Source organism: Nocardia sp. BSTN01 (genome assembly GCF_015354405.1).
Lineage (GTDB): Bacteria > Actinomycetota > Actinomycetes > Mycobacteriales > Mycobacteriaceae > Nocardia.
Window position 1 is genome coordinate 26,038 of sequence record NZ_JADKYP010000046.1, and the last position, 24,469, is coordinate 50,506.

Below are 24,469 nucleotides of genomic sequence, written 5' to 3' on the forward strand. Positions count from 1 at the left end.
AGTAACTAGTCGTTCGCTGTGCGCGATGCGTTACAGCCGATTTTCAGAACCACTTGCGCAAAGGGATGTCAGAGATCGAAGACGGTGTCGAGCGGGCAATGTTCCGGCATCGAGCGCCTCCTGATCTCGGATCGAAAATGGCGGTCCCCGTTCGTTATATTCGCTGTGCGCCCCTGCTCGACAGGGTTGCGCGGTTCGGACGAAGGGGGCGGGGGCGACGTGAACGCATCCGGTAGCTACCACACACCGGGCGGGTCAGGCCGATGAGTAGCAAACAGGTCCAGGTCGATCCGGACAAGATCCGCACACACGCGAAAAATATTCAGGGCGTGAGTGATTCACTGAGCGTGGCGTTGCAGGCGGGGCAGGCCGTCTCGGTGCCGACGGATGCGTTCGGGAAGTTGTGCTCCTTCCTGCCGCCGCTGTTCATCGACACGGTCGAAGACGACGGGCTCGAGGCGATCAAAACCGCCGCCGATGCGCTGAACGCGGATGCGGGCACACTCGAACAGGTCGCGACCTCGCTGCAGAACACCGATTCGGCGAACGCGAGTGATCTGGGTTCGGTGCGGCCCGAGGCCACCTGGTGACGACCGAGGCCGACAACCCGCTCATCGCGCAGCGGGAGGATTCCACCAAGTGGTACACGGGTATCGGGGTCGCGGAATCGGTTGCCGACATCCACGACGCGATCTCCTCCGGCTCCTGGGTCGACGGCGGTCTCGCGGTGCTCGGCGCCGGTATGGAGGCGGTGTCGCTGGCGGTCGACCCGCTCGGCACGCTCGCCTCCTACGGCGTCGGATTCCTGATGGAGCACGTCAAACCGTTGCAGGAAGCGCTGGATTGGGTGGCCGGCGATCCGGATACGGTGCAGGCCTACGCCAAGACATGGGAGAACGTCTCCACTCACATCAAACAGGTCGCCGACGATCACAAGAAGTCCGTCGATCAGGACGTGGCCGACTGGACCGGCAGCGCCGGGGATGCGTACCGAACCCACGCGGCCGAGACGAACGCACTGCTGACCGCGGCATCGAACGCGGCGTCGGCGGCCTCGTCGGCGATCGAGATGGCCGGGGGCGTGGTGGCATTCGTGCGCCAGACCGTGCGCGACCTCATCGCTCAGGCCGTGGGCCGGCTGGCCGCGTGGGCGGCCGAAGAGGTGTGCACGCTGGGCGTTGCGACTCCGTTGGTAGCCGCGCAGGCGACCACGTTCGTGGCGAAGGTGCTGACCACGATCGCCAAACTGTTCCGCAAACTCGCCTCGACCTTCAAGAAGCTCACGCCCCTGCTGCACAAGCTGAAGGGCGCGTGGGAAGACATCATGAAGGCGCTGAAGCGCGGACGTGGCGGCACGCATGTCGACGGCGCGAAACCGCATACGAAAACCCCTCCCGCCGAGACACATCCGAGTTCGCACAATCCGGATTCACCGAACGGCAAACCACACGACGACGGCGCCGATACCCACAGCACCTCACACGACGACTCCGGCCATCCGGACGACGGCTCGACCGGTAAACCCAAGAACGATCCGCACCAGCAAGCCGACAAGGATCAGGGCAGCGGCACACATGCCGCGGAATCCGGACCGGAGAATTCCCGCACCGAGAAGCAGGTCACCGGTTGTGGTGACCCGGTCGACGGCGCGACGGGTGAATTCCTGCTGCCGGAAACGGATCTCGAACTTCCGGGTGTGCTGCCGCTGGTGCTCGGACGCAGGCATCGCTCCGACTACCGATTCGGCCGCTGGTTCGGCCCGTCGTGGTCGGCGACACTGGATATCCGGATCGTGGTCGAGTCGGCGACCGTCACCTTCATCGGTGACGACGGGATCATGCTCGCCTATCCGCACACCGAACCCGATACTCCGGTCCTGCCGCTGAACGGTGAATTGCGCTGGCCGCTGGTGCGGACCGAAACCGGCGGCTATCGCGTCACCGATCCGGACCGCGAGCTGAGCTGGTGTTTCGAGCCCGAGACCGCACTCGACGGTCTCGATGTGCGGTTGGGCAACTACGCGATCAGCGCGATCGTCGACCGCCACCACAATCTGATCCGATTCCACTACGACAGCGACGGGTCACCGGTCGAGATCTCACATTCGGGTGGGTACCGGGTGCGGGTGGAAACCGAGGCGGGGCGGGTCACCGGACTGGCGGTGGTCGGCCGCCGCGGTGAATCCGCGTCCGGCGGAACCGGCGCGGATCGCAGTGCGGGGGTGCCGGGCGAATCGGAGCAGGGTGAACGCGAAATCGCCACTGCCGTCCGGACTTTCATTTACGAAGCCGGCGCCCTGGTCGGTGTCACGAACGGGGTCGGCGCGACCACCACCTACACCTACGACGCCGAGCAGCGGATGACGGCGTGGACCGATTCCAACGGCAACTCGCTCACCAACACCTACGACCCGGCCGGTCGCGTCGTCCGCCAACGCGGCACCAACGGCATCCTCGACGCCGATTTCGACTACTTCACCTACCCGGACGGCAGCGGAAGCCGCACCACCGTCACCGATTCCACCGGTGCGGCCACGATCTACGACTTCGACCCGGACCACAAGCTGCGCGATGTGATCGACCCGCTCGGCGGACGGCTCCACACCGACTACACACCCGACCGGAAGCCGCTGCGCGTCATCGCTCCCAACGGCGGGATCACGTACTACACCTACACGCCCGACGGTGATCTATCGAAAGTCGTTCGGCCCGACCAGAAGTCGATCAGAATCGACTACGCGGCGCGCAACCGGCCCACCGTGGTCACCGATGCCGACGGCTCGACCCGCCGACAGGAATGGGACGCGCACGGCAATGTGGCCGCCACCGTAGACGAAGCCGGACGCCGCACCACCTTCGACCACTCACCCAGCGGTGCCGTCACTTCGGTCACGGAATCAACTGGGGCGACCACGACTTTCGATGTCGACGCTGCCGGACTTCCGGTTGCCGTCACCGATCCGTACGGCGCGGTCACCCATATCGAACGCGACCATTTCGGGCGGCCCGTCGCCGTCACCGATGCACTCGGCGGTATCACTCGCCACGAATGGTCGCCCGACGGAAAACCGCTGCGCCGCACCGACCCCGACGGATACTCCGAATCGTGGACGTGGGACGGCGAAGGCAACCTCCTCACTCACACCGACCGCGCCGGCAACCTCACCTTCCACAGATACGGCGCCTTCGACCTGCTCACCTATCGCACGGACCCCGACGGCACCAGCACTGTCTACAACTGGGACACCGAACGCCGGCTCACCACCGTCACCAACCCCCTCGGCGACTCGTGGAGCTACAGCTACGACCGCGCCGGACGACTCGCCGCGGAAACCGACTACAACGGCGCCACCACCGCGTACGAACACAACCCGGACGGCACCCTGGCCGTCGTCACCACCCCCACCGGCGTCCGCCGCCATCACACCCACGACATCCTCGGCCGTCTCACCCAAATCCGCTGTGACACCGGCGAATACCAGCTCTACACCCACGACGAGGTAGGCCGTCTCCGCACGGCGATCTCCGGCGTCGGCCACGACCGCACCCACACCGTCGAATTCGCCTACGACCCCGCGGGCAACCTCGTCTCCCAACGCGTCGACGACCGCCCACCGATGCTGTTCGAACACGACGAGCACGGTCGCCGCACCTCCCGCCGCACCCCCACCGGAGCGGTGACAGGCTGGGGATACGACCCCGCCGGCCGCGTCACCTCGATGACCATCGACGGGCATCGTGCGACCTTCGCGCACGACGCGCTGGGTCGCCCGACCGGATGGACCCTGGGAAATCTGGTGGTGGAGCAAGCGCTCTCACCGGTGGGCCAGGTGTTGAGCCGCCAGGTTTCGGCGCGGGCACCGCATGTCCCGGGGTCGGCGGGACCTCTGACTTCGGACCCGACCGGTGGGCAGCAACCCGGAGCAATCCCCGGCCAACGCCCCAGTGGTGCGCCGATGCCGGGGCAACACGGCAGTGGTGCGCCGATGCCCGGTCAACATTCCGGTGGCGTGCCGATGCCCGGTCAACACGCCAGTGGTATGCCGATGCCCGGCCGACAGCCCAGTGGTGGACCGATGCCTGGTCACGGCCCGGGTGACGCATCCGTCCGCAACCACACGGGCACACCCGGCTCGGGGACTCCTCCCGTTCCCAATTCAGGTCGCCTGATCCGCCGCGACGACTACACCTGGCGCCCCGACGGCTACCTCACCACCCAAACCACCCACCGCGCGGGCACCACCCCGCAACACCGCACCTACACCCTCGACCCCGCCGGCCGAATCACCACCATCACCGACAACGGCCGACCCACCGAGCGTTACAGCTACGACGCCCTCTCCAACATCACCAGCACGCTGCCACCCCCGACCACCCCGTCACCCCTCCCCACCACCCACGCCCCCGACGCATCGACCCCGCTACCCGGCCAAACCCCGAACGGCCGCCGCGAATACCGCAACAACCTCCTGATCCGCAACGGACGAACCCGCTACTTCTACGACGCGGCTGGGCGTTTGATCCGGAAGGAGGTCACGCGGCTTTCGCGCAAGCCGGACATCTGGCACTTCCGATACAACGGGTTCGATCAGCTGACGGATGTTTATACGCCGGGGAAGGAGTGGTGGAGATACACGTATGACGCGCTCGGCCATCGCACGTCGAAACAGCACTTTACGGCCGATGGCAGTGCTCTCCTCGAGCACATCGGATATACGTGGGATGCTAACGATCTCTTTGAGGCTGTTATGTTTCATCAACGGTCTGGAAGTCCTACGCGTCATCATTGGGCCCATCATCCGGGTACTCATATCCCCATTTCCGAGATAAGAGACACGCTCGACGGTGACCGCCAGTTCTGGGGAGTGCTTACTGATCTCTCCGGCTGCCCGAGCGCCCTTCACGACGTTGCGTCCGGCCGGGTGGGTGGTACGAGTCAGATCTACCTCTGGGGTCAGGCCATTTGGCAAGGGCAAACACAATCGCTGATCCGATTCCAGGGACAGAGCTTGGACATCGAATCCGGATTGCACTACAACTACCATCGATTTTATGACCCGGAGACAGGACGATACCTTACCCCCGACCCGCTGGGCCTCGCACCGAATCCGAACCCGAATACCTATCCGTCGAACCCGGTTACATGGGCCGATCCCCTGGGCTTGCAATGCAAGAATTCCCAGAACTCGCCCAACACGCCCGCGACTGTCAGTCAACATGAGCACATCGACCCGAAGCCGGTCAAACCCGAAAATGTACTCGATCGCTGGCGCCAATTCTTAGGGCAAGGCCCCTACACGAATCTGCACCCCCGAACGGGCCTGCCCGATCCCGATCGGATCGTATCGGCAGACGGTCGGCGCAGTATACGATTCGGGGGGCACGAAATGGGAAGCAAGCCAACGAAGTTCCATTATCACGAAGAGACCTGGAACTACGACCCGGCGAAGAACCACTGGCACATCGATAACCGCGTGGTCCGCGTACCCTTCCCGAAAGGATCTTGGTAATGATAGTAGAAATGTGCGAAAAGGCCAGCCCCGGATCCAACCTTTTAGTCAAATCAGCGGGCCACCTTTGGCATGGGACATGGCGCGGAAACCAACCCTCTTCCCCCGGCTCGTTATGCGATATAGAAGTATCGATAGATGACATTCATGGGTGGCAGGTCGCGATCAGCGGCGATGACAAACCGTTAGGCATCTATGAAGATCAAGACGGACTGCAGATTACGGGCCGAGTTACCGTAGCTTATGAAGATGGCCTAATCGCTCTCGACATCGGAAGCGGCGGCAACGTGCTGATAGATCCTGACGATCACGCTACGGAAGTCAAAATAGGAGAAATTGTCACTTTCAAGCCGGGAAGAGTCGACATCTTCCCGACAAATATATAATTGCGAGTTTCGCAGCCTTCTCCAGTCCATTAGCACCTTACTTGCTGGACACGGCTTCCTAGGGAGACGCCGGTTTCGAAGAGTCCGAGCACCCATGGATCGAGCCAATGCGTAGGCCTACGAATAGCTTCTTGTTCTGGTGGTCAGCCAACCAAGAAAGCGTGAAGCGACCGGGAAGCAGACGTCGAGGTCGGGCAAGATCCTTTCGAGCGCAGGTACAGAACTTCGAGAGCGAAGAAATGTCGTGCCAGCACCTTCGCTCGAAAGAGGACTGGCAAGCATCGATAGCAACCGTAGTCAACTGGCTCAACGGCGTAGAGGCTGAATGAAAATCGTCATATTTGCATCCCATCAGCCCGAACTCGTGGAGACCGAGGAATCGTTGGGACATCTGAAACACGTCGAGATTCGCATCGGTATCATGCCCGAGCTGACGCGAGATTGCGACGCCCTGATATTGCCGGGGGTCTTTGCACACGACCGCTACGGCTTCCGTGCAATTCCGAAGCAGGCCCAGGTGCTGGTGAACAACCTCGGCGATACTGCCCCACGTCTCGTCGTAGCAACGCCGAGCTATGCTCCGCACTTCAGGGGCAGCCACCCCGAACCTGGCAAGTCGGCAATTAGCGAGATGCTTTCCAAGCGTTTTGTCGCGATCAAGCGGTCGCGCGAACATGCGATTGACACGGTAGCCATCCCGCTAGACTCGATGAGCTTCGAAGGGATAGACAAGAAGGTCGTCGCATCGTCATTCTGCCACGCTCTTTCTTACAGTCGACTGACCGATTTGATGGACTGTAACGATGACCATGTCGCCTGACGCGTGCCGAGTTTGCGGGCTCGTGCAGGGTGAACCCCCGTGGGGGCCCGATGGGAAGGCGGCGACGTTCGAGATCTGCGATCGCTGCGGTGTCGAATTCGGATACGAGGACGCTACTCCCGCAGCGGTCTTGCGCTATCGCAGCCGGTGGGCTGGGGCGACAAAACCAACGCCGAGCGCTGGCGGACCGAGTTGATGCGTCGCCAAACTTCACTGATACGTCCACTAAAGGACTATAGCCATATGGCAAAAACCGAGATCACCGACTTCGTAGCCGGCGCAATTCAGACAAGGTCGATCTTCGGATTGACTCTCGGGTCGCCCTCAACTGCATTCGATAAAGTATTTGACGGCGATTCGTGCGTGGAAGAAGTGGACAAACATAAAAGAACGATGCGCAGAGACTACGGCCTTTTCGAGACCGGGTTCACTAGGCATGTCGAGGGAGAGTGGCGCTGCTTCAGTCTGATAGTTTCTGTACATCGATTACGCTGGGAGAAAGCCTTGCCGCGGATCATCGACTACGGAAATGACGATATCCCGAGCACCGTTCGCTTCAGTGACCTCACCCGCTCTCTCGCCGTCCGGGGCGAAGAACTCGCTCCGAGCGGCCCACAATTTCATGACTTTCGAAGTTTCACAGCCGGCTCCGGTGCTCGGGTAACCGTGATCGCGGAAGATTTCGACGATCTCTTGCGCGAAGGCTGCGTTTGGAACGTTCAGCTGTAATGCACGATTCGAAACAGATACCATTTGACCGGCATTCCGTCGATTACTATTTCCGATGGAGCTCGAAGTCGGGGTTGAATCCACCGCGCAACGGTGGCGTGTCGACCTCGCAGACTATCTCAGTCGATCCGAGTCGGTTCGCCGTATCGATGTTCACTTCCCTGGGGAGCAACGCTGCCGTTGTTTTTGCACTGGAGTGATGGAACGGACTTCGAGCGTTTGGACCTCGATATCTGCGAAGATGCGCCGTACTACTCCGATTTCGATGGCGCCGTGATGGCTACCGATACGCCGGTCGCGTGCCCGAATTGCCTATGGAGATATTTGACTCTGACCATCGAGACCTCGGTCAGCCCCGTGCTTGACATGATCGAACGGTAACGCACACACAAGTACATCGAGAGCTGTCCGAATTGCAGCAGCCCGTGGTGAAAGGACATCGTTTCTATAATCGCCGAATGTTTGTGAAGGCCAGCGCTTCTGGTGTCGGAGCGGATCAAGGTGTGCTGAGGATTCAGCTTTCAGGGAGATTCCACTATGAGGAAAGAAGATCAGGAACTCATTCTACAAATGGTTAGCGCGCCCGGATCACCGGCCACCGCCACACCGGACGAGATACTCGTACACTTTGGCGAGACCGACGGAATCAAGCTCGGCAGTAGATTGCTGAACATGGCTGTCGAGCACAATGACGCCGACGAGCTGGAATTGTCGCTCATCGTTTGCAGCGTGTTCGGATTCGACGATCGATCATTGCCAATTTTATGCGAACTGGAATCCGAGGCCTGGCATCACAGTCACGAGGACATCGTGCAAGTTATCAGCGCCGGCAAGGATCCTCGGTTCACAGAGACTTTGTATCACGCAACGCAGTGGGTACCCGACTACCTTGCATTCGACGAGCACAGAGCACTAGCAGTGAAAGCGATATGGGGGCTCGGACCAACCCCGGGCCGGGCAGCTCAGAAGGCGATTGACAGATTGTCACTGTCGGACGAAGAAGTAATTCGTGAAGCTGCTACCCAACAGCTTGACCGAAGGCGTTCCAGCTGAATGATCGACTTATCTCAGAATCGGGTCGGAAAATATGCATCGGAGAGCTTCATGTTGACTTCAAGAGTGTTCGACGGACGCAGGATATCCGTTAGTCGATTGCTAACGTCAGCGACGAGTGCGATGAGTTGGAATTCCGAAAAGAGGGTACGACCAGTCCCATTGTGATTGTCGGCGGACAGGATGAATCGCGAGGAGATTTATATGTGAGCATTCACGGGCGAGCTGATGTAGCCTTCGTTCGCTTTGCGATTGCTGTTGCAGAAGAGTACTTTTTCTGAAAAGGTATGTTCCGCACGTGTCGGCTGCCGGTTCAAAGCGCCACGGGCCGAGTTTTCAAAACGGCGTGCGTCGACGGTGGTCGTGTGGATGACGATGACGAAGAGGATGGCCGATGAGTGAAGACCTCGCGAAGAAGCTGGCCCGCCATCGTGAGGAGAAGAGTCTGGATGCATTCGCCCATCGACTAAAGGGTATTCGTGTTGAGCAGTTTCTGACGCACGAAGAAGTGCCCCGAGAGGCTCTGAGCCAGCTGGATACATTCAGCAAGTTGTCCACGCGGCCGAACACGACTATCGCCAGCTCCGCCAGCCCAGAGATTATCGAAAGGTGGTACTCCGAGTTGCTGCATGATGCTCAGTTAGAATCGCGATTCTACTGCAGTACAGGATTCGAATATTTCGCCTGGATGCAATGTGACGTCAGCGGAGCCCAAAGTATTTCGTCGTTACGAGGTTCCATCGGAAACAACCTCGACTTCATCGCACACAGAGGGCGATCGGTCGCTTCGGTCCTCGAAGACGAGTATGACTATTTGGGCTTCTTCTCTGACTACTGAAAGGGCGTGGTCGGGTGCACAGGATCGAGACCTGGGCACGGCCATCGGAGGTGGCGTCCGGCAGTGGGGTCGTGGAACAACTGAGTTCGATGGAGTTGTTCGTTGCGGGCGCGATTTCCGGGGGTGATTTTGCTCGGGCGTGGTTGAGAGCGCGGCGGACTTCGCTACGGTCAGGGGAACGGGTGCGAGAGTCGTTCGGACGGCTGCTGGACTGCGTGTTCTATGCCCTCGAGGAGTACGCCATTGATCCTGCTCAGCGCGAGGATGGGGATCTCACGGACGCTGCGCTGTGCGGGATTGTGCAGGATGCGCTGCACGGGCTGCGGGCACTCTGAACTGCGCTCAGGGTCGCCACCAGCGAGCGAATCCTTCTACGCCAGGGGAGAACGGTGCCCGGCGCGTGGACGGCTGCTGGACGCGGAAGACGACGAAATAATCCCTCCCGCAACGACTCTCGATCACATCGAGCAGTGGCTCGACGAAGGAGAATTCGCCGATCAGGGGCGCGAATGCACGCCCTCGCGTACCTCCGCGGTGGTGCGGGTGATCATGTCCCGCACCTGTGCGGTCATTCGCCTGGAATCGGTCGGTTTGATGCGCAGGATGCGGTCGCCGAAGATCGCGTACCGGCCGTCGTCGACGAAATCGGTGATCTGGAAGTCCTTGCGGCCCTGAGTATGCCGATTGTCGGGGCTGCCCCATGGGTAGGCGGCGATGTGGAAGGTCGCGGTGGTGGGGCGTTTCAGGAAGCGGGACAGCTGTTCCTTCGGGCCGACGAGCCAGGGATCGCGGACGTGGGCTGCGGGGGCTTCCAGATCTTCGACCGGGATGTTCAGCGGTTTGCCTTGTCCCTCAGCACATTCGGGAAGCTGCGCAATCACCGCGGCGGCGACGCGATCGGATTCGACAATGGAGAGGTGTACCGCGCCGCCGACCGTATCCTCCGGTCCCGGCTCCTGCACCGCGATCACGCCGTGGCGATCCCGCACGGCGGCGTGGACGCGGATCCGGTGTTCGCGGCCGCGCCCGCGGAACCCCGCGATCTCGATGCGGACCTCGGGATCGAACAGCACCTGGATGGCACGGTCGAGATCCTCGTCCCATTGCGGCAGCAGGACCTGCGCGATGCGCTGTCGCGTGCGGTTCACATCCTCCAGCGTCGGTTCGGCGGTGAACCGGTGTGCCAGCGGATACGGCAGCACATCGCGTCCCGTCGCATCCCACAGCACACGGAACTCGGCCGCATCGAACCGCCATCTTCTATCACTCATCGCACCGAACTCCTGCCCACGACCGCCACTACTCGCCGATGACCGGAGGAACGGTCTTCGGAAGTTGCGGGATACCGGTCAACTCGTCACCGTTCTCCTGGTTGATCAGGTAGTCGGCGACGCTCTTGGTGCGTTCTTCTTCCTTGTCGCCCTTGCCGCGCCCGGCGCCACCCATGCCGGGCATACCGCTGGCGCCTGCCCGAGCCGCCGAGGCCGCGGCGCGTCCGCCTGCTCCGGCCAGCGCACCGGGCTGGACTCCGCCGGGCACACTGCTGCCGTGTCCGTTGGGGCCGTTGGCCCCGCCGAGGCCACCCCCGAGACCGCTGCCGCCCGACAGGGACGAACCGGAGGAGCCGAGCGAGCTCGGGGCGAGACCGGAAGGAGTCGTCGCCGACGAGGGATCGGTGCGGGCCTGATCGCCGGCATTCTGCGAGCCGTCCGATTGGCCGTTCCCGGACGGATTCGTCTGCGACGTCTGCGAATTCGAACCCTGGCCGTTCTGGTTCTGATCACCCGGTTTGGGCTGGTTCGTGTCGTGCGTACCGCCGGGGCCGGACGGTCCGGGACCGTTGCCGCCCGGGCGCCACGAGGTCGGCGGCGGCTGGTCGCCCGGTCCGGCCGGATCCTGCGTGTTCGGTTTCGGAATGACCGGGACGCCGGTATCGCTTTCGTGGACGACCGGGGCGTAGACGGTGGTCAACACACGCTTGGCCTCGGTATACGCGTTGTTGTAGGCCGTGACATCGTCTCGCCAGCCCTTGCCCACAACGAGATTCACCGCGTTGCTGACTCCGGACCGGTGGCCCGGCACATGCGGCACCAGCGATTTCGTCGGCGCCAGGCCCGTCGCCAGCTCCGCCAGCTTGTTACTGGTCAGCGCGGCGGCTTTGGCAACCTTGGACGCCTGCGAGGTGTAGTCCGTCACTGCCTTCGCCGCGGCATTGCGGGACTGGCCGCGCCAGATGCCGTCGTTGGTGGCCTTGCTCATTGCCTGCTGGAACGTCGTCAACGAGGCGGTTTCCTGGGTGCCGATCTTGTTCCAGGCATCCTTGAGGTTGTTGACCGCCTCCAGGTCGATCTTGTCGACCTTCTCGCGCAGGGTAGCGAGGTCGTGCCGTTCGAAGTTGTCGGTGGTCTGCACCGACGGCGTGCGGAAATCGCCCTCGAAACCGATTGCGCGGGCGTCGTTCCGGACGCCGTCGCGCGTGGTGTTGAACTTGCCCTGCAATTCGTACGGATTCTGGATATGCGAGGGATCGCGCCCCTGCGTCCAGTTCGTAAGAACCTCGCCGACGAACGCGCCGAACCCCTCCGGCAAATAACTCATGACGACTACCTGCCCGCCGGGTCGGTGGCTGCTATCTGCGCGGCGTTGCCGACGTCCTGGCCGGTGAGGTGTTTGATGGACTGCGCCATCACCTCGCGCATGTTCTTGACGGTTTCGATGTGGTCCTTGATGACCTGGTCGACCGAATTCGGTTCGCCGGTGGCCTGTTTCAGGTAGCCGCCTTCGAGGGCGTGGCCCATGTCGAAGTCGCCGAAGCCGGAGACGCGCTGAGTCAGTTGCGCAACGTTGAACAGCCCTTGCAGCTCTGTCAGTCGTGTGTCGCAGGCCGCGAGGCACTCACGAGCAACGGCTTCGTTGTCCAGATACAGTTCGCCGCCGCGCGCTTGCTCGGCGAACGTCTTCCACGTCTCTACTTCACCGGCCATGTCTGTTCCTCCCCTTCTGGTCGACAATCACGCCGGCAGCAGCGGGACAAGCAGTTCGCCGACGTTGTGCAGTGTGGCGCACGGATCACCGGGATTGTCCACGATGAGGCTGTTGGTGATCACTATTTCGACGATGCCCTGCTGAGCAGCGAAAACGGCGTCGCACGTGTCGTTTTTGGATGCACCCTCGACCCGATATTGCTGTCCCTTGCGACCGGCAAGTACTACGTCCTGAAAGTCGACGTTGCCCTCTTTGTTCTGGATCTCCTGCACAGAGCGCTTACCCGACAGCACGTTGACGGTGTACTGCTTCCCCTTCCAGTTGCAGATCTCCCATCCGCTCTGATGCACCCCCGCGATCCCGCTTTCCTTCGTCGCGGGATCCACCCCCGTCTTCTGCAACACATCATCCGGGATCTGCGTACAAGGATCCCACAACTTCACCGCCGCAGCGCTGGTCGTGGACCCGCTCCCCCCGTCGTCTCCGCTGTTGCATGCGGCGAGCACCGGCACGACCGCCGCCAGCAGAACTATCGCGAGTCGGCGAGCAGCCACCGTCCGCCCCCTTCGGTTGATCATGCTTGCACCTGGTCAGGCGACTTTATCAAATCGGTTCAACCGGACGGGGTGGTCGAGACGCCCCCTAGGGTGCCTGGCGCCGCGCGGAAAAACCTCTATTGTGAACATCAGTGTTCGTAAAAAAGGGGAGACGACGATGAAAGATCTGACCGGCCGGAAGTGCCTGATCACCGGCGCTGCCAGCGGGATCGGCCGGGCGACCGCGATGGCTGCCGCGGCAGCGGGGATGCGGCTGGTGCTGACCGATATCGACGCCGACGGGCTGGCCGAGACGGCCGCCGGTATCCGTGCCGGCGGGGGTGAGGTGCTCGAGGAGCAGGTGCTCGACGTCTCCGACTACGAGGCGGTGACCACGTGGGCGAAGCGCGTGCAAGACGAGTACGGGAGCCTCGACGTGGTCATGAATATCGCCGGCATCGCCACCTGGGGCACGGTCGAGAACCTCGAACACCGGCATTGGAAGTCGATGGTCGATGTGAATCTGATGGGCCCGATCCACATCATCGAGAACTTCGTGCCGCCGATGGTGGCCGCGGGACGCGGCGGTCATCTGGTCAATGTCTCCTCGGCCGCGGGACTGCTCGCGCTGCCGTGGCATGCCGCTTACAGCGCCGCGAAATTCGGGCTGCGCGGAGTGTCGGAGGTGCTGCGATTCGACTTGGAGCGCCACGACATCGGCGTGAGCCTGGTGGTGCCGGGGGCGGTGCGCACGCCGCTGGTGGGCACCGTGCAGATCGTCGGTGTGGATCGCGACGATCCGCGGGTGCGGCGGATGGTGAAGCTGTTCGAGGGGCATGCGGTCACGCCGGAAAAAGTCGCCGACCGGATCATCGCCGGTGTCCGGCACAATCGCTTCCTGGTGCACACCTCGCCCGATATCCGCATCGGGTACTGGTTCGCCCGCAAGTTCGCGTGGCCGTACGAGGTGGTGGCGCGAATCGCCAACCGCGAGTTCGCGAAACTGCTGCCTGCGCCGGCGCGCGGCACTCAGTAGTGCGTCACGCAGACCACGAAACGCCTTTCGTTGTAGACGAATCCGCGATCACCGTCGGAGCAGCTGTTGACGTCGGTGGTGCCGTTCTTGATCTCCACCACCCGCACCCGGCCGGGGGCGGCGGTGGCACAGTCGACGGGAGTGGGGCTGCCGTCGGCGATATTCATACAACTGCCGGTGACCCAGTTGAAGTCGAGGCAGAGCGTGTCGGTGGCGCCGCCGGGCAGCGTCTCGGCCACCGCGCGATCCGCGTCTGCCGGGCAGTGCGCGCCCGCGACGGCCTTGGCGGTGATCTTGTAACGCGAATCGGTACTCGCACAGGCGGTTTTCTGAACGGGAGCACCGGCGTCGGTCGCGGCGACGACCGCCGCCACACAATCGCCGACGGCCACCGTCTCACCCTCATGCTTCTGATCGGCGCCTTTGTTCAGCACCAGCGGCTCGTCCGAGGTCGAGGCGGTGACGCTGGTGCCGGGCGGCTGGGCCGGCGCCTCGGCGGCAACGGGAGCGACGGTGGTGGTCGGTGATACCGCTGCCGCGGCATGGGTTTCGTCCGAATGATGACGCCCGGCGGTGAACGACAGCGCGGCGGCGATCAGACATGCCGCCGACAGCGCAGCGGCAATCACGAAACCCGTCAGGGTGACACCGGCTTGAACACGTCGGCGCGACACGTACTCGTCCTCCAGAGCGGTAACACTTCGAACCACCCCGAACGATGATCGAAGAACACTTGCGGATTTGCAGACCTCGCAAATGCTTACACGATCCGGCCGTTCGCGTCGAGGCCACCGCGGGACCCAGGGTCGGAAAATAGAAATCTTTCTTTTTCACTAATTCCCGACGATCACAATCGTGCAACATTGCCGCCGTAGAGGTTTCGCAATTCCCGAGTCTGGCAAAAAGCGCTCGACGCGTTATTGTCAGCTTCCGTCCGGGCCGTTCGGCCGGAAGTCTCGTGAGAAGGAATCCTGAATGAAGTTCGGCACGTTCGCCGCAACCTCGATCCTGGCGGTGGCCACGGTCGGGATCACCGCGGGAACCGTGAACGCCAGTCCCCCGGCCGCACCACCGGCCGCCGCCAAGGAGATCACCACCTCCGGAACCGACCGCGGAGTCACCTACCACGCTGTGCTCAGCGACTTTTCGCGAGTCCTGACCACTGTCGTCGAGCACGGGCGATTCGAGGTGAACAAGGATGCGACCGCTGTCGCCCTCAAGTCCGACAACGGCACCGACCTCGTCACGGTGCCGCTGACGTACCGGATGGCCGGCAGCACGGTTCACGTCGCGCAACACATCAGCGACGACGGGCACAAGGTCGTGCTCGAGCCCAAGGCCACCGCCACCGAGATCGGCGAGATGCAGCCGATCAATTCGATGGCGCGGCTCACCAACGAAATCAATCAGAACGTCGTCGGCCTGGTGGCCGGTGGCGTGCTCGGCGGCCTGATCGGCGCCGTACTCGGGATGGGCTTCTTCAGCATCATCACCGGGCCGATCGGCATGGTGGTCGGCGCCATCGCGGGTGGATACGCGATGGGCGGCCAGCCGTTCCTGGACGCCGTCAACGCGGTCGTCAGCGGGCAGCCCTGATCCGGACCGGTGTCGCGGAGCGGACCGCGCCGCGCCGCGACACCGGTTTCGGCGAATTCTCAGGCGTTTTCGCTTGCACCCCCGGCGAATTCGTGGCTCAATCCGAAGGATGGCCGGGGAACCGTATAGATGGGTCGCCACAGGCGAGACCGATATGGTCGAACTGCGCGATCCGGTGTCCGGGCGCGCGGTCGAGATCGTGCGGCCCTCGGACGACGACCTGCCCGCTCCGCTACTGCGCGAGGTCGAGACCTTGGTATTCGACTGGGCCAATCTGCTCACCCAGTACGAGGCGTGGTCGGATCTGCACACGCTGTACCGCAGCGAGCCGGATACCGTTCTCTGGGCCCTGAGCTGGCTGCTGGCGCTCTGGGCGGTCGTCGGTGAGACGCGGACCGGCAAACCGGCCGACGCGATCATCCGCGACCTGGACTACCGCGGGGGCTGGCGGGATCTGCGCAACGCGGAGGACGAGCGGATCTGGACCGGATTGACGCAACGCGTACGACTGGGCGGCATCGCCGCACTCACGGAGGATCCGCGTGCGGTGCGGGCCTATCACGACGCGTGCGTCGAACCGGCCGATATCGGCCCGATTCTGCTACGGCACACGCTGATTCACCTGGACGCGCTGAGTCAGGACATGGACCGCGCGGGGATGCGAGCGCGCGGGCTCGCCTCCACGGTGCTCGATCACACCGCTCCCGATCCCGGACCGCGGCGGCGGCTCTGTTTCCGGCCCTCGCGGCCCGGATCGGACGGGTTACGCGACCTCGGCTGAGGCCGGATCGGCGCCGGGATGCAGGCGGCGGAACCGGCTGCCGTGGAAGACCAGCGGTTCGTGCTGGGAGCGCGTCGCCAGGCGAGTGATCTGCACCAGGACGACCTGATGGTCGCCGGCCGACACCTGGGTGTGCACGGTGCCCTCCAACCAGGCCGCCGCGCCGCCGACGAAGATGGACCCGCCCTCTCCCCGATGCAGGTCGACATCGCCGAAGCGGTCACCGTGGCGGCTACTCATCCGCTGCGCCGCCTCGTCCTGGTGGGCACTGAGCAGGCTCAGGCCCAAGCGCTGGGCGCCGACCAGCTTGGGCCAGGTGGTCGAGCTGTTCTGCACGCAGAACGACACCAGCGGCGGATCCAGGGATACGGGCACGAAGGTGCTCACCACCAATCCGGCGGGCACGTCGTCGAATTCCGCGCAGACCGCGACCACCCCGCTCGGGAAATGCGCGAAAGCGCGACGCAAACCCGTACTGTCGGCGGGTATTTCGATCAGATCAGACATGGTTACCCACTTCTCGGCTTACTTCGCGGTCGCCGTATCAGACGACGCCGTGCAACGGGGGTGGGGTGCCGTTGAGCACCGCGCGCCCGATGTGCTGGTACTTCCACCGCACCGGATCGTGCAGCGTATGTGTGCGGGCATTGCGCCAGAACCGGTCCAGATCGAGATTCGCCGCGGCACTGCGGGTCCCGCTCACCTCGAACAGGGCGGCGGATACCTCGTTCGCGGCCCGGTCCGAGGTGATCTTCGCGGTCGCGACCGCGATCGATGCCTCCGCCGCGAGCGCGGCCGCCGTCTCGGTGTCGAGGTCACCGACGTTCGTCTGCGCGACAACGCGATCCACCGTCCGGCCCGCCACCTCGAAGGTCGCCTCGGCGGCGGCCACGGTGACTGCCAGCTCGCCGATGCGCTGGATCACCAGTGGATCCTCACTCGCCCGATCGACCCCCGCCTCGAACCACGGGCGGCTCTTGGTGCGCACGAAGTCCGTGGCCGCGTCCAGCGCACCGCGGGCGATGCCCACATCGATCGCGACGTGCAGCAATTGCGCGAAGGCGCCGTAACCGGTGGGGGCGCGCACCGCCGCCGCCCGCGGAATCAGCTGGTCGGCGGTCACTCGCACCGCATCGAGTGTCACCGTCCCGCTGCCCGTCGTGCGCTGGCCGATGCCGTTCCAGTCGTCGACGATCGTCACGCCGGCGGTATCGGCGGGCAGGAAGGCGATGTACTCGCCGGGATCGAGACCGCTACGCCCGTCGGGATCGTCCAGACGGGTCAGCACGGCCAGCAGATCCGCGAAAAGTGAACCCGTACAATAGAATTTGGTTCCGTCGATCCGGAATTCGCCGTCAACGAATTCGCCATCAACGGGACGCACGGTGGTGCCGATTTCGGCGATGGTCGCGCTGCTGCGCTCCGACTGCGCGTTCGCGATCCGCGCACCGGCCAGCACTCGTCCGAAATAGCGTTCCCGCTGGGCACGAGTTCCCGCCAGCCGCAGCAGATTCAGATAGACGAAATGGCTGTGCGGAATCTGCGCGATATTCGGATCCGCCGCCGCCAGCAGCCGGAACACCTCCGCCACCTGTGCGGGCGCCAGATCCGCGCCACCGAATTCGGCCGGCACGGTGACGGCCAGCAGCCCACTGGCCGACAGCTGATCCAGTTCCCGGTGCGGCAACTCGCGGTCGCGGTCGCGCCGGGCCGCATCGACCGCGAACTGCGCGGCCAGGCGTGCCGCCGTCTCGTGAGCCTGGGCGGCGGAGGTGATCCGCGCGGCGGCGACGGCAGTCATCGACTCGCCGCCAATTCGGGTTCCCGCTGGGCCTCCAACTCCCGGACCAGCGGCAGCACCTTGGCGCCGAAGTATTCGATCTCCTCCTGGAAGTGCAGGAAGCCGCCGAGGATGAGGTCGACGCCGAGATCGCGGTAGGCGACGATCCGCTCGGCGATCTGCTCCGGAGTGCCGATCAGCTGCGTGCGGAAGCCGTCGTTGTACTGCACGAGATCCTCGTAGGTGGAATCGGCCCACATGCCCTTACCGTCCCGCGTGGAGGCGCCCGCCTGCTGCACCGCGTCGCGGAAACCCTCCACGGCGGGCCGGTTGGCCTTCTCGATGATCTCGCGCAGGGTGTCGCGGGCCTCGGCCTCGGTGTCGCGGGCGATGATGAATCCGTTCAGGCCGAACTTGACCTCACGGTTGTGCTCGCGCGCGACCGCGCGCACGTCCTCGATCTGTTCGGTGACGCCGTCGAAATCCTTGCCGTTGGAGAAGTACCAGTCGGCGTGGCGGCCACCGTTGCGCCGCGCCGCCGTCGAGTTCCCGCCCTGGAACAGTTCGGGATTCGGCCGCTCCGGAGTGTTGAGCGGCTTGGGCTTCAGCGTCAGGTCGCGAATCCGGTAGAAGTCCCCGGCGTAGTTCACCTCGTCCTCGGTCCACAACTTGCGGACGACCTCGAGGAATTCGGCGCTGCGCCGGTACCGCTCATCGTGCTCGAGCCACGGCTCCCCGAGCGCGGTGAACTCCCCGCCGAACCAACCGGATACGACATTGATCGCGAAGCGCCCGCCGGACAGATGGTCGGCGGTGACTCCGAATTTCGCCAGCACCGCCGGATGCCACAGCCCCGGATGCACGGCCGCGATCACCTTCAGCCGCTCGGTGGCGCCCAGGAGGGCGAGGCTGAACGACGTCGACTCGTGCTGATATTCCGCGCCGTAGGAGGCGGTGTAGCGCACCTGGGAGAGGGCGTAGTCGAAGCCGTTGTTCTCGGCCGTGCGCGCCAGCTTCTTGTTGTATTCGAAATCCCAGCTGGTGCGCTGATCGATCGTGCTGGTCACCAGCCCGCCACTGACGTTGGGCACCCAGTAGGCGAACTGAGTCTGCGCGGCGATCTTCTCGGTGGTCATCGACACTCCTGTGATTGGGACATCCTTACCCGGTCGCGCCGACGGCCGGGCTGTTCGGTACGCACTCCGTGGTCGGTGCGCCGAGTGCGGCAACCGTGCACCCGGCGCACCTCCACTTCAACACCGCTGACCGGCGGGGACGAGGGTTTGAATCCTCAGGATCGGATCAGCGCGCCCGTCCGAGCCGGCAGTCGGCGTTATGCCGACGCGACCGCCGAGCCGTACCCCGAGCGCTCGAATCGGCCCGCGGGCTGGAAGCGGGCCACCAACTCGTCGGCGCCCTCACCCGTGATCTGCTCGAGCAGCGCGTCGGCGTCGGCGAGGGAGTTGATCTGCAGCAGCGGCTGCGGCTTGTGCAGCGTGCTCACCAGCACCGAGGCGACGCGCGGGTCGACGGCCGCGGCGGCGAAGAACCGGTTGCCGATCTCGGCCAGTTCCGGATCGCCGAGGAACAGGCGCGTCACCTTGGCGGCGGCATCGGAGCGGGCCAGCAGGAAGGCGTTGTACTGCTCCTCGATCCACTCGGCGTCGAAGGGCCCCTCGTGCGCGGAGGCGGCCGCGACGAGCCGCTGCGCCTGGATGAGTCCGCTCTGCGCGCCCTGTCCGGCGATCGGGTCGTAGGCGACCGCGGTGTCCCCGAGCGCCGCCACCACATGCCCGCCCGCCGTGCGGCCGACGCCGTGCCGGACCACCGGCCGGACCGCGCCCTTCAGCCAGGAGTGGGGGTCCTCGGCAATCACCTTGGTGGCCAGCACTTCCGGCAGATCCCAGTCGATGTAGTCGCGATACAGCTCGGTGACGATGCGGTGCGCCGACTCGGCGGAATCGGCGGCGGCGAACCGGTTCTCCCATTCGCTGCCCGGCCGCGCCCAGCCGAGGAAGGCCCAGCTCGGCCCGGCGTCCTTGTGCAGATACGGACCCCACCACGCCTCACCCTGTTCGGCGAAGATGGAGAATCCGCTGTGCTGCCCGCCGGAGGTGCTGCGGTGCGCGAAAACCTCGGGTTCGTAACCCAATCCGGTCACCGTGACGGTGAGCAGGCTGCGCTGCGGCGCGTCGTAGACGGTGCGCTCGGTGTCGATCGGGAACAGCTCCGCCAAACCGGCCTTACCGGTCGCGACCAGCACCAGATCGTGCGTTGCGGCGATGCCGTCCAGGCTCTCCGGGGTCACCTTCTCGACCACGAAGCGCCCACCGGCCTCGACGAATGCGGTCAGCCGCTCGTCGACCTTGAGCCGGGTGTCGACCGCGATGCCGACGAAGCCGTCGAAATCGCCGTCGAATCCGATCAATTCGGGCCGTTCCGGCCCCGGGCCCGCGATCCGCACACTGAGTCCGGTGTGCTGCGGGGCCCGATTCACGTAGGTGTCGAGTCCGAGGGCGGTTTCGGCGGCCTGGGCCTCACCGAAGATGAGCGCGGTTCCGGTGGCGGGGATGTCGTCACGCAGACCGCGTTGATCGCGATCGCTGTAGACCGTGACATCGAACCCGGCCTGCTGCAGTCCGAGAGCGGCGGTGACGCCGGCGATGCCGGCGCCGACGATGGCGGCGGTGCGTTTCGAATTCTGGTTCGTCATAACGAAATAGTGCGCTTGCCAGCGGCTTTCGTTGACAGTTGCGATCACCGGGAATCGATGTCGCGCACCGCCGATCGGTCAGGTCGCGGTGACGCCCGCCTGCGGACGCACCTGTTCGTCCGGCAGCGCCGTCGAACCCGGTCCGCCGAGCCGGTAGCGCGCGCCGCGATGGTCGTCCGGCAGCCGGTCGCCCGCGCCGAACAGCGCGTTGCGCAGGGTGCCCGGGACGTACTCATTCGGATAGGCGCCGCGCTCGGTCAGCACCGGAATCACATGCCGCACAACATCTTCGAACGTTCCCGGCGTGATGGCGTAGGCCAGGTTGTAGCCGTCGATATCGGTCTCGTCGACCCATTCCTGCAGCCGATCCGCCACCGACGTCCCCGATCCGACGAATACGGGTCCCATCCCGCCGATGCCGGCCCATGCCGCGATATCCCGCACGGTCCATTCCCGGCCGTCGTCGTCGAATTCCTGGAACGCGGCGACGGCGGACAGGATCGCATTGCTGTTCACCTCACCGATCGGGTCGTCGAGGTCGTAGCGCGACAGGTCGATACCCATCCAGCCGGACATGAACACCAGACCGCCCTCGACGCTGGCGTACGAGCGGTATTCGTCGTACTTGCGTTGTGCCGCTTCGTCGGTGGCGTCGGTGATGATGGTGGCGAGCGCGTAGATCCGGGCCGCGTAGCGGTCGCGGCCGGCCGCCTCCAGTGCGTCGCGGATGCGGGTCACCGTCTGTCCCAGAACCCGTTTCGACGGTGCGGCGACGAAGATGGCCTCCGCGTTCTCGGCGGCGAAGGCCACGCCGCGCGGTGAGGCGCCGGCCTGGTAGATCACCGGGGTGCGCTGCGGCGAGGGCTCCGAGAGGTGAATGCCCGGCACCGTGAAGTGCTTTCCGGCGTGGCCGATGTGATGCACCTTCGCCGGATCGACGTAGATGCCCTGCGCCCGGTCGCGCACGACCGCGTCGTCCTCCCAGGAACCTTCCCAGAGCTTGTACAGCACCTCGAGATATTCGTCGGCGTGGTTGTAGCGCTCGTCGTGGTCGAGATGTTCGGACTCACCCATATTGGCGGCCGCCGAGGGCAGATATCCGGTCACCACATTCCAGCCCAAGCGGCCGTTGGTCAGATGGTCCAGCGTCGAGAGCCGCCGGGCGAACGGGAAGGGATGCTCGAACCCGGTGCCGGTGGTGATGCCGAAGCCCAGATGGTCGGTCACCGCCGCCATCGCCGAGACCAGCAGCAGCGGATCGGCGACCGGCACCTGCGCGCCCTGACGCAGCGCGGCGATGTCGTTGCCGCCGTAGACGTCGTAGATGCCCAGCACGTCGGCGATGAAGATCCCGTCGAAACGACCGCGTTCCAGCAGCTTCGCCAATTCGGTCCAGTAGCTCAGCTCCTTGTAGCGATGCGACTGATCCTCGGGGTGGCGCCACAGTCCCGGGGACTGGTGCGCCACACAGTTCATATCGAAGGCGTTGAAATGGATCCGCCGGGTCATGACCGCACCTGGCTCTCGCGGCTGCCCGCGCTCCACGCATACGGCAGTTCGGTTCCGTTGAGCAGGTGATCGCCGATCGCCCGCGCCTTCTGCACGGCGGGATTGTGCACCGAGATGGTGCGCGCATTGCGCCAATGCCGGTCCAGTCGCAGATCTTCGGAGGTGATCGAGGCGCCGCCGACCTCGAACAGCTGGGTGGTGGCGGTCAGCACGGTGTCGATCACACCGAGTTGTGCCTGGGCCGAGGCCAATTCGACCGCGTCCAGCGCCGCGTCGTCCTGGGCGCCGGCGGCCAGCACGTCGTCCAGCAGGTCGGCCACGGCCAGCACACTGGCTCGCGCGGAGAACGCCGCGGCCGACAGCTTCCCGATCACCTGCTGGACCAGCGGATCGTGGCGCGGCAGATCGGCCGCCGAATGGGTGTAGCTGCGGGTGCGGTCGGCGACCCACGCCCGCACGTCGGATTCGGCCCGCTGGGCGATGCCGGCCAGCACCGCCAACTGCACCAGCTGCAGGTACGAGGTGGCGTAGGTGCGGCCGGGCGCGCCGTAACCCGGGCCGAGCACCCGGTCTCCGGAGATCCGCACATCGCTGAATTCCGTTGTGCCACTGGCGGTCAGCCGCTGCCCGAAACCGTCCCAGTCGTCGCTCTGCCGCACCCCGTCGGCGTTCGCGTCGACCAGCACCGATACCCGCTCCCCGTCACGATCGGCCGCGGCGAGGATGTAGTCCGCGTACAGCGAACCGGTGCTGTAGTACTTGGTGCCGTTGAGCAGCCAGTCGTCGCCGGAGCCGCGGGTCAGCCGGGTGCGGTAGCGGTCGACCGCGCCGATGCCCGGTTCGGTGATGGCGTTGCCCACCAGGGCACCGGATCCGGCCGCGCGCAGCCAGTGCTCACGCGCGGGACCGGGCTCGGCCAGCAGCTGATCCTCGACGAAGGAGAAGTGCACCCGAAGTGCCTGCGGCAGATTGGATTCCGCGGCCGCGAGGTCGATCAGCAGCCGGAACAGCTGGCGCACGCTGACGCCGAAACCGCCGTATTCGGCCGGCACCCGCAGCGCCCCGAATCCGGCCTGGCGCAGCCAGTCGACCTCCTCGTAGGCCAGGCGACGATCGATTTCACGCGCCACCGCCCCGGCGGCTATGCGGTCGAAAACGGGGCCGAAGATGTCGTCGAGGTCGCGATCGGAGATCTGCTGCGGTGCTGTGGAGGCCATACCCGACGATGACCCGGCGGCGCGATTAGCTCACCCGTTACACGCAGCGGGAACATAACTATCCGTCACACGCTGAGGAGGCCGCATCCGCAGTTCGTCGTGCAGGATCCGCGCCGCCGTCGCCATCGCGGCCTCCGCGCCGGGTTGCACCACGGCGGGCACCCGCGATCGGGTCAGCACGGCCACGGCCAATGTCTGCCCGTCGGCGTGTTCGGCTACGCCCGCCTCGTGGCGCAGATTCAGCAGCGTGCCCGTCTTCGACGACCACCGGGTGGCGTCGGAGCTGAAATCGGGGGCGAGTCGTTGACGTAAAAGGTTGCCCGACAGGAACTCTCGCACTCTCGCGGCGGCGTCGGGGTGGGCCCGCACCGGCCGCCACAATTCGGCGAGCAGGTCGACGAACGCCCGCGCGGTGCCGGTGTTGGCATGGCTGATGTCGAGTTGCGTGACCGGATGTCCGCGTCCGGCCGTCGCGGCCTCGATCGCCAGGGCGTGGGCGAGGTGACCGTCCGCGGGGGCGAACTGCTCGGCCGGGGTCCGCACCAGATCGTCGGCCAGATGCCGGACCGCGATGCCCTCGTGGCCCAGGCGGCGCAATTCGGCGGTCACCGCGTCGGGCGGAGTCAGCTCGAACAGGGCGTCGGTGGCGCCGCCGTCGCTGATCGCGATGCTCAGATACATCAGATCCTCGACCGCGACCGTGGCGGGATGTCGAAATCTGCTCAACCCGGTCGGACCCGCCACCGTACTGCGACCGGGCAGTACCCGGATCGGGGTCGCCGGGTCGATCTCGCCGCGCATCACCCGTTCCATCGTCGCCAGCACGAGCGGCACCTTCACCAGCGAGGCGATCGGCAATTCGAGTTCGGCGTCGAGGCCCAGCTCGTCACCGGTGTCGAGATCGCGCACCAGGATGGAGCCGTCGAGTCCGGCGTCGCGCAGTTCCGTGCGCGCGCGTCGCAGTGCGGTCGAGACGCCCAT

23 protein-coding genes are annotated in these 24,469 nt (G+C 64.8%); 11 read left to right on the forward strand and 12 right to left on the reverse strand.

Annotated features, from left to right (window positions below; genetic code table 11):
• Nucleotides 1–263 precede the first annotated feature (263 nt).
• From IRT45_RS27590 to IRT45_RS27625, 8 genes are all read left to right on the forward strand, one after another.
• Nucleotides 264–590 (forward strand): type VII secretion target, encoded by a 327-nt coding sequence (locus tag IRT45_RS27590; RefSeq protein WP_106957278.1) that lies wholly within the window; start codon nucleotides 264–266, stop codon nucleotides 588–590.
• A complete protein-coding gene (locus IRT45_RS27595; protein ID WP_194808772.1) occupies nucleotides 587–5,509 on the forward strand; it encodes a DUF6531 domain-containing protein in 4,923 nt (1,640 codons plus the stop codon). Before IRT45_RS27590 ends, IRT45_RS27595 begins: the two co-directional genes overlap by 4 nt.
• A complete protein-coding gene (locus tag IRT45_RS27600) occupies nucleotides 5,509–5,895 on the forward strand; it encodes a hypothetical protein (RefSeq protein ID WP_194808773.1) in 387 nt (128 codons plus the stop codon). Before IRT45_RS27595 ends, IRT45_RS27600 begins: the two co-directional genes overlap by 1 nt.
• A gap of 325 nt (nucleotides 5,896–6,220) precedes the next feature.
• A complete protein-coding gene (locus IRT45_RS27605; protein ID WP_194808774.1) occupies nucleotides 6,221–6,715 on the forward strand; it encodes a hypothetical protein in 495 nt (164 codons plus the stop codon).
• A gap of 243 nt (nucleotides 6,716–6,958) precedes the next feature.
• On the forward strand, nucleotides 6,959–7,444 hold the full coding sequence (locus IRT45_RS27610) for a hypothetical protein (RefSeq protein WP_194808775.1): 486 nt from the start codon (nucleotides 6,959–6,961) through the stop codon (nucleotides 7,442–7,444).
• Between the two features lie 537 nt (nucleotides 7,445–7,981).
• Nucleotides 7,982–8,497: a hypothetical protein gene (locus tag IRT45_RS27615; RefSeq protein WP_194808776.1), complete on the forward strand. Its 516-nt coding sequence runs from the start codon at nucleotides 7,982–7,984 to the stop codon at nucleotides 8,495–8,497.
• Between the two features lie 394 nt (nucleotides 8,498–8,891).
• A complete protein-coding gene (locus IRT45_RS27620; protein WP_194808777.1) occupies nucleotides 8,892–9,335 on the forward strand; it encodes a hypothetical protein in 444 nt (147 codons plus the stop codon).
• Between the two features lie 71 nt (nucleotides 9,336–9,406).
• Nucleotides 9,407–9,670 (forward strand): colicin immunity domain-containing protein, encoded by a 264-nt coding sequence (locus IRT45_RS27625; RefSeq protein ID WP_194808778.1) that lies wholly within the window; start codon nucleotides 9,407–9,409, stop codon nucleotides 9,668–9,670.
• A 162-nt stretch (nucleotides 9,671–9,832) separates the two neighbouring features.
• On the opposite strand, the gene IRT45_RS27630 is transcribed toward IRT45_RS27625, so the two are convergent.
• From IRT45_RS27630 to IRT45_RS27645, 4 genes are read right to left on the reverse strand one after another with little or no spacing between them, the layout of a single operon-like run.
• Complete coding sequence (locus tag IRT45_RS27630) at nucleotides 9,833–10,606, reverse strand: ESX secretion-associated protein EspG (RefSeq protein WP_194808779.1); 774 nt, start codon at nucleotides 10,604–10,606, stop codon at nucleotides 9,833–9,835.
• 28 nt (nucleotides 10,607–10,634) lie between these two features.
• The gene (locus IRT45_RS27635) at nucleotides 10,635–11,933 is read right to left on the reverse strand and encodes a hypothetical protein (protein WP_194808780.1); all 1,299 of its coding nucleotides are present in this window, start codon (nucleotides 11,931–11,933) and stop codon (nucleotides 10,635–10,637) included.
• Between the two features lie 5 nt (nucleotides 11,934–11,938).
• Nucleotides 11,939–12,319, reverse strand: a complete 381-nt coding sequence (locus IRT45_RS27640; RefSeq protein WP_194808781.1) for a hypothetical protein — start codon at nucleotides 12,317–12,319, stop codon at nucleotides 11,939–11,941.
• A gap of 27 nt (nucleotides 12,320–12,346) precedes the next feature.
• Nucleotides 12,347–12,898 (reverse strand): DUF3558 domain-containing protein, encoded by a 552-nt coding sequence (locus IRT45_RS27645; RefSeq protein ID WP_194808782.1) that lies wholly within the window; start codon nucleotides 12,896–12,898, stop codon nucleotides 12,347–12,349.
• A 136-nt stretch (nucleotides 12,899–13,034) separates the two neighbouring features.
• Here IRT45_RS27645 and IRT45_RS27650 point away from each other — a divergent pair, with 136 nt between their 5' ends.
• Nucleotides 13,035–13,892 (forward strand): SDR family oxidoreductase, encoded by an 858-nt coding sequence (locus tag IRT45_RS27650; protein ID WP_194808783.1) that lies wholly within the window; start codon nucleotides 13,035–13,037, stop codon nucleotides 13,890–13,892.
• Here IRT45_RS27650 and IRT45_RS27655 read toward each other — a convergent pair.
• Nucleotides 13,886–14,566, reverse strand: a complete 681-nt coding sequence (locus IRT45_RS27655) for a hypothetical protein (protein ID WP_194808784.1) — start codon at nucleotides 14,564–14,566, stop codon at nucleotides 13,886–13,888. The two genes, IRT45_RS27650 and IRT45_RS27655, sit on opposite strands and share 7 nt — an antisense overlap.
• Nucleotides 14,567–14,867: 301 nt before the next feature.
• Between IRT45_RS27655 and IRT45_RS27660 the strand changes: the two genes are divergently transcribed.
• Together IRT45_RS27660 and IRT45_RS27665 are read left to right on the forward strand one after the other, a co-directional pair.
• On the forward strand, nucleotides 14,868–15,488 hold the full coding sequence (locus tag IRT45_RS27660) for a hypothetical protein (RefSeq protein WP_194808785.1): 621 nt from the start codon (nucleotides 14,868–14,870) through the stop codon (nucleotides 15,486–15,488).
• 109 nt (nucleotides 15,489–15,597) lie between these two features.
• Complete coding sequence (locus IRT45_RS27665; RefSeq protein ID WP_194808786.1) at nucleotides 15,598–16,269, forward strand: hypothetical protein; 672 nt, start codon at nucleotides 15,598–15,600, stop codon at nucleotides 16,267–16,269.
• Here the strand turns inward: IRT45_RS27665 and IRT45_RS27670 are convergent.
• The 7 genes from IRT45_RS27670 to IRT45_RS27700 all read right to left on the reverse strand — a co-directional run bounded on the left by IRT45_RS27670 (nucleotide 16,252) and on the right by IRT45_RS27700 (nucleotide 24,469).
• Nucleotides 16,252–16,776, reverse strand: coding sequence for a flavin reductase family protein (locus tag IRT45_RS27670; protein ID WP_063006954.1), 525 nt, complete (start codon nucleotides 16,774–16,776; stop codon nucleotides 16,252–16,254). The genes IRT45_RS27665 and IRT45_RS27670 overlap by 18 nt on opposite strands.
• 37 nt (nucleotides 16,777–16,813) lie before the next feature.
• Entirely contained in the window at nucleotides 16,814–18,070 is a 1,257-nt protein-coding gene (locus tag IRT45_RS27675; RefSeq protein ID WP_194808787.1) for an SfnB family sulfur acquisition oxidoreductase, read from the reverse strand.
• On the reverse strand, nucleotides 18,067–19,185 hold the full coding sequence (gene sfnG / locus IRT45_RS27680) for a dimethylsulfone monooxygenase SfnG (protein WP_194808788.1): 1,119 nt from the start codon (nucleotides 19,183–19,185) through the stop codon (nucleotides 18,067–18,069). Before sfnG ends, IRT45_RS27675 begins: the two co-directional genes overlap by 4 nt.
• Before the next feature lie 197 nt (nucleotides 19,186–19,382).
• Entirely contained in the window at nucleotides 19,383–20,762 is a 1,380-nt protein-coding gene (locus IRT45_RS27685) for a styrene monooxygenase/indole monooxygenase family protein (protein ID WP_194808789.1), read from the reverse strand.
• A 78-nt stretch (nucleotides 20,763–20,840) separates the two neighbouring features.
• Entirely contained in the window at nucleotides 20,841–22,271 is a 1,431-nt protein-coding gene (locus IRT45_RS27690; RefSeq protein ID WP_194808790.1) for an LLM class flavin-dependent oxidoreductase, read from the reverse strand.
• A complete protein-coding gene (locus IRT45_RS27695) occupies nucleotides 22,268–23,488 on the reverse strand; it encodes an acyl-CoA dehydrogenase family protein (protein WP_194808791.1) in 1,221 nt (406 codons plus the stop codon). The genes IRT45_RS27690 and IRT45_RS27695 overlap by 4 nt, the downstream gene beginning before the upstream one ends.
• 30 nt (nucleotides 23,489–23,518) lie before the next feature.
• Entirely contained in the window at nucleotides 23,519–24,469 is a 951-nt protein-coding gene (locus IRT45_RS27700; protein WP_194808792.1) for a serine hydrolase, read from the reverse strand.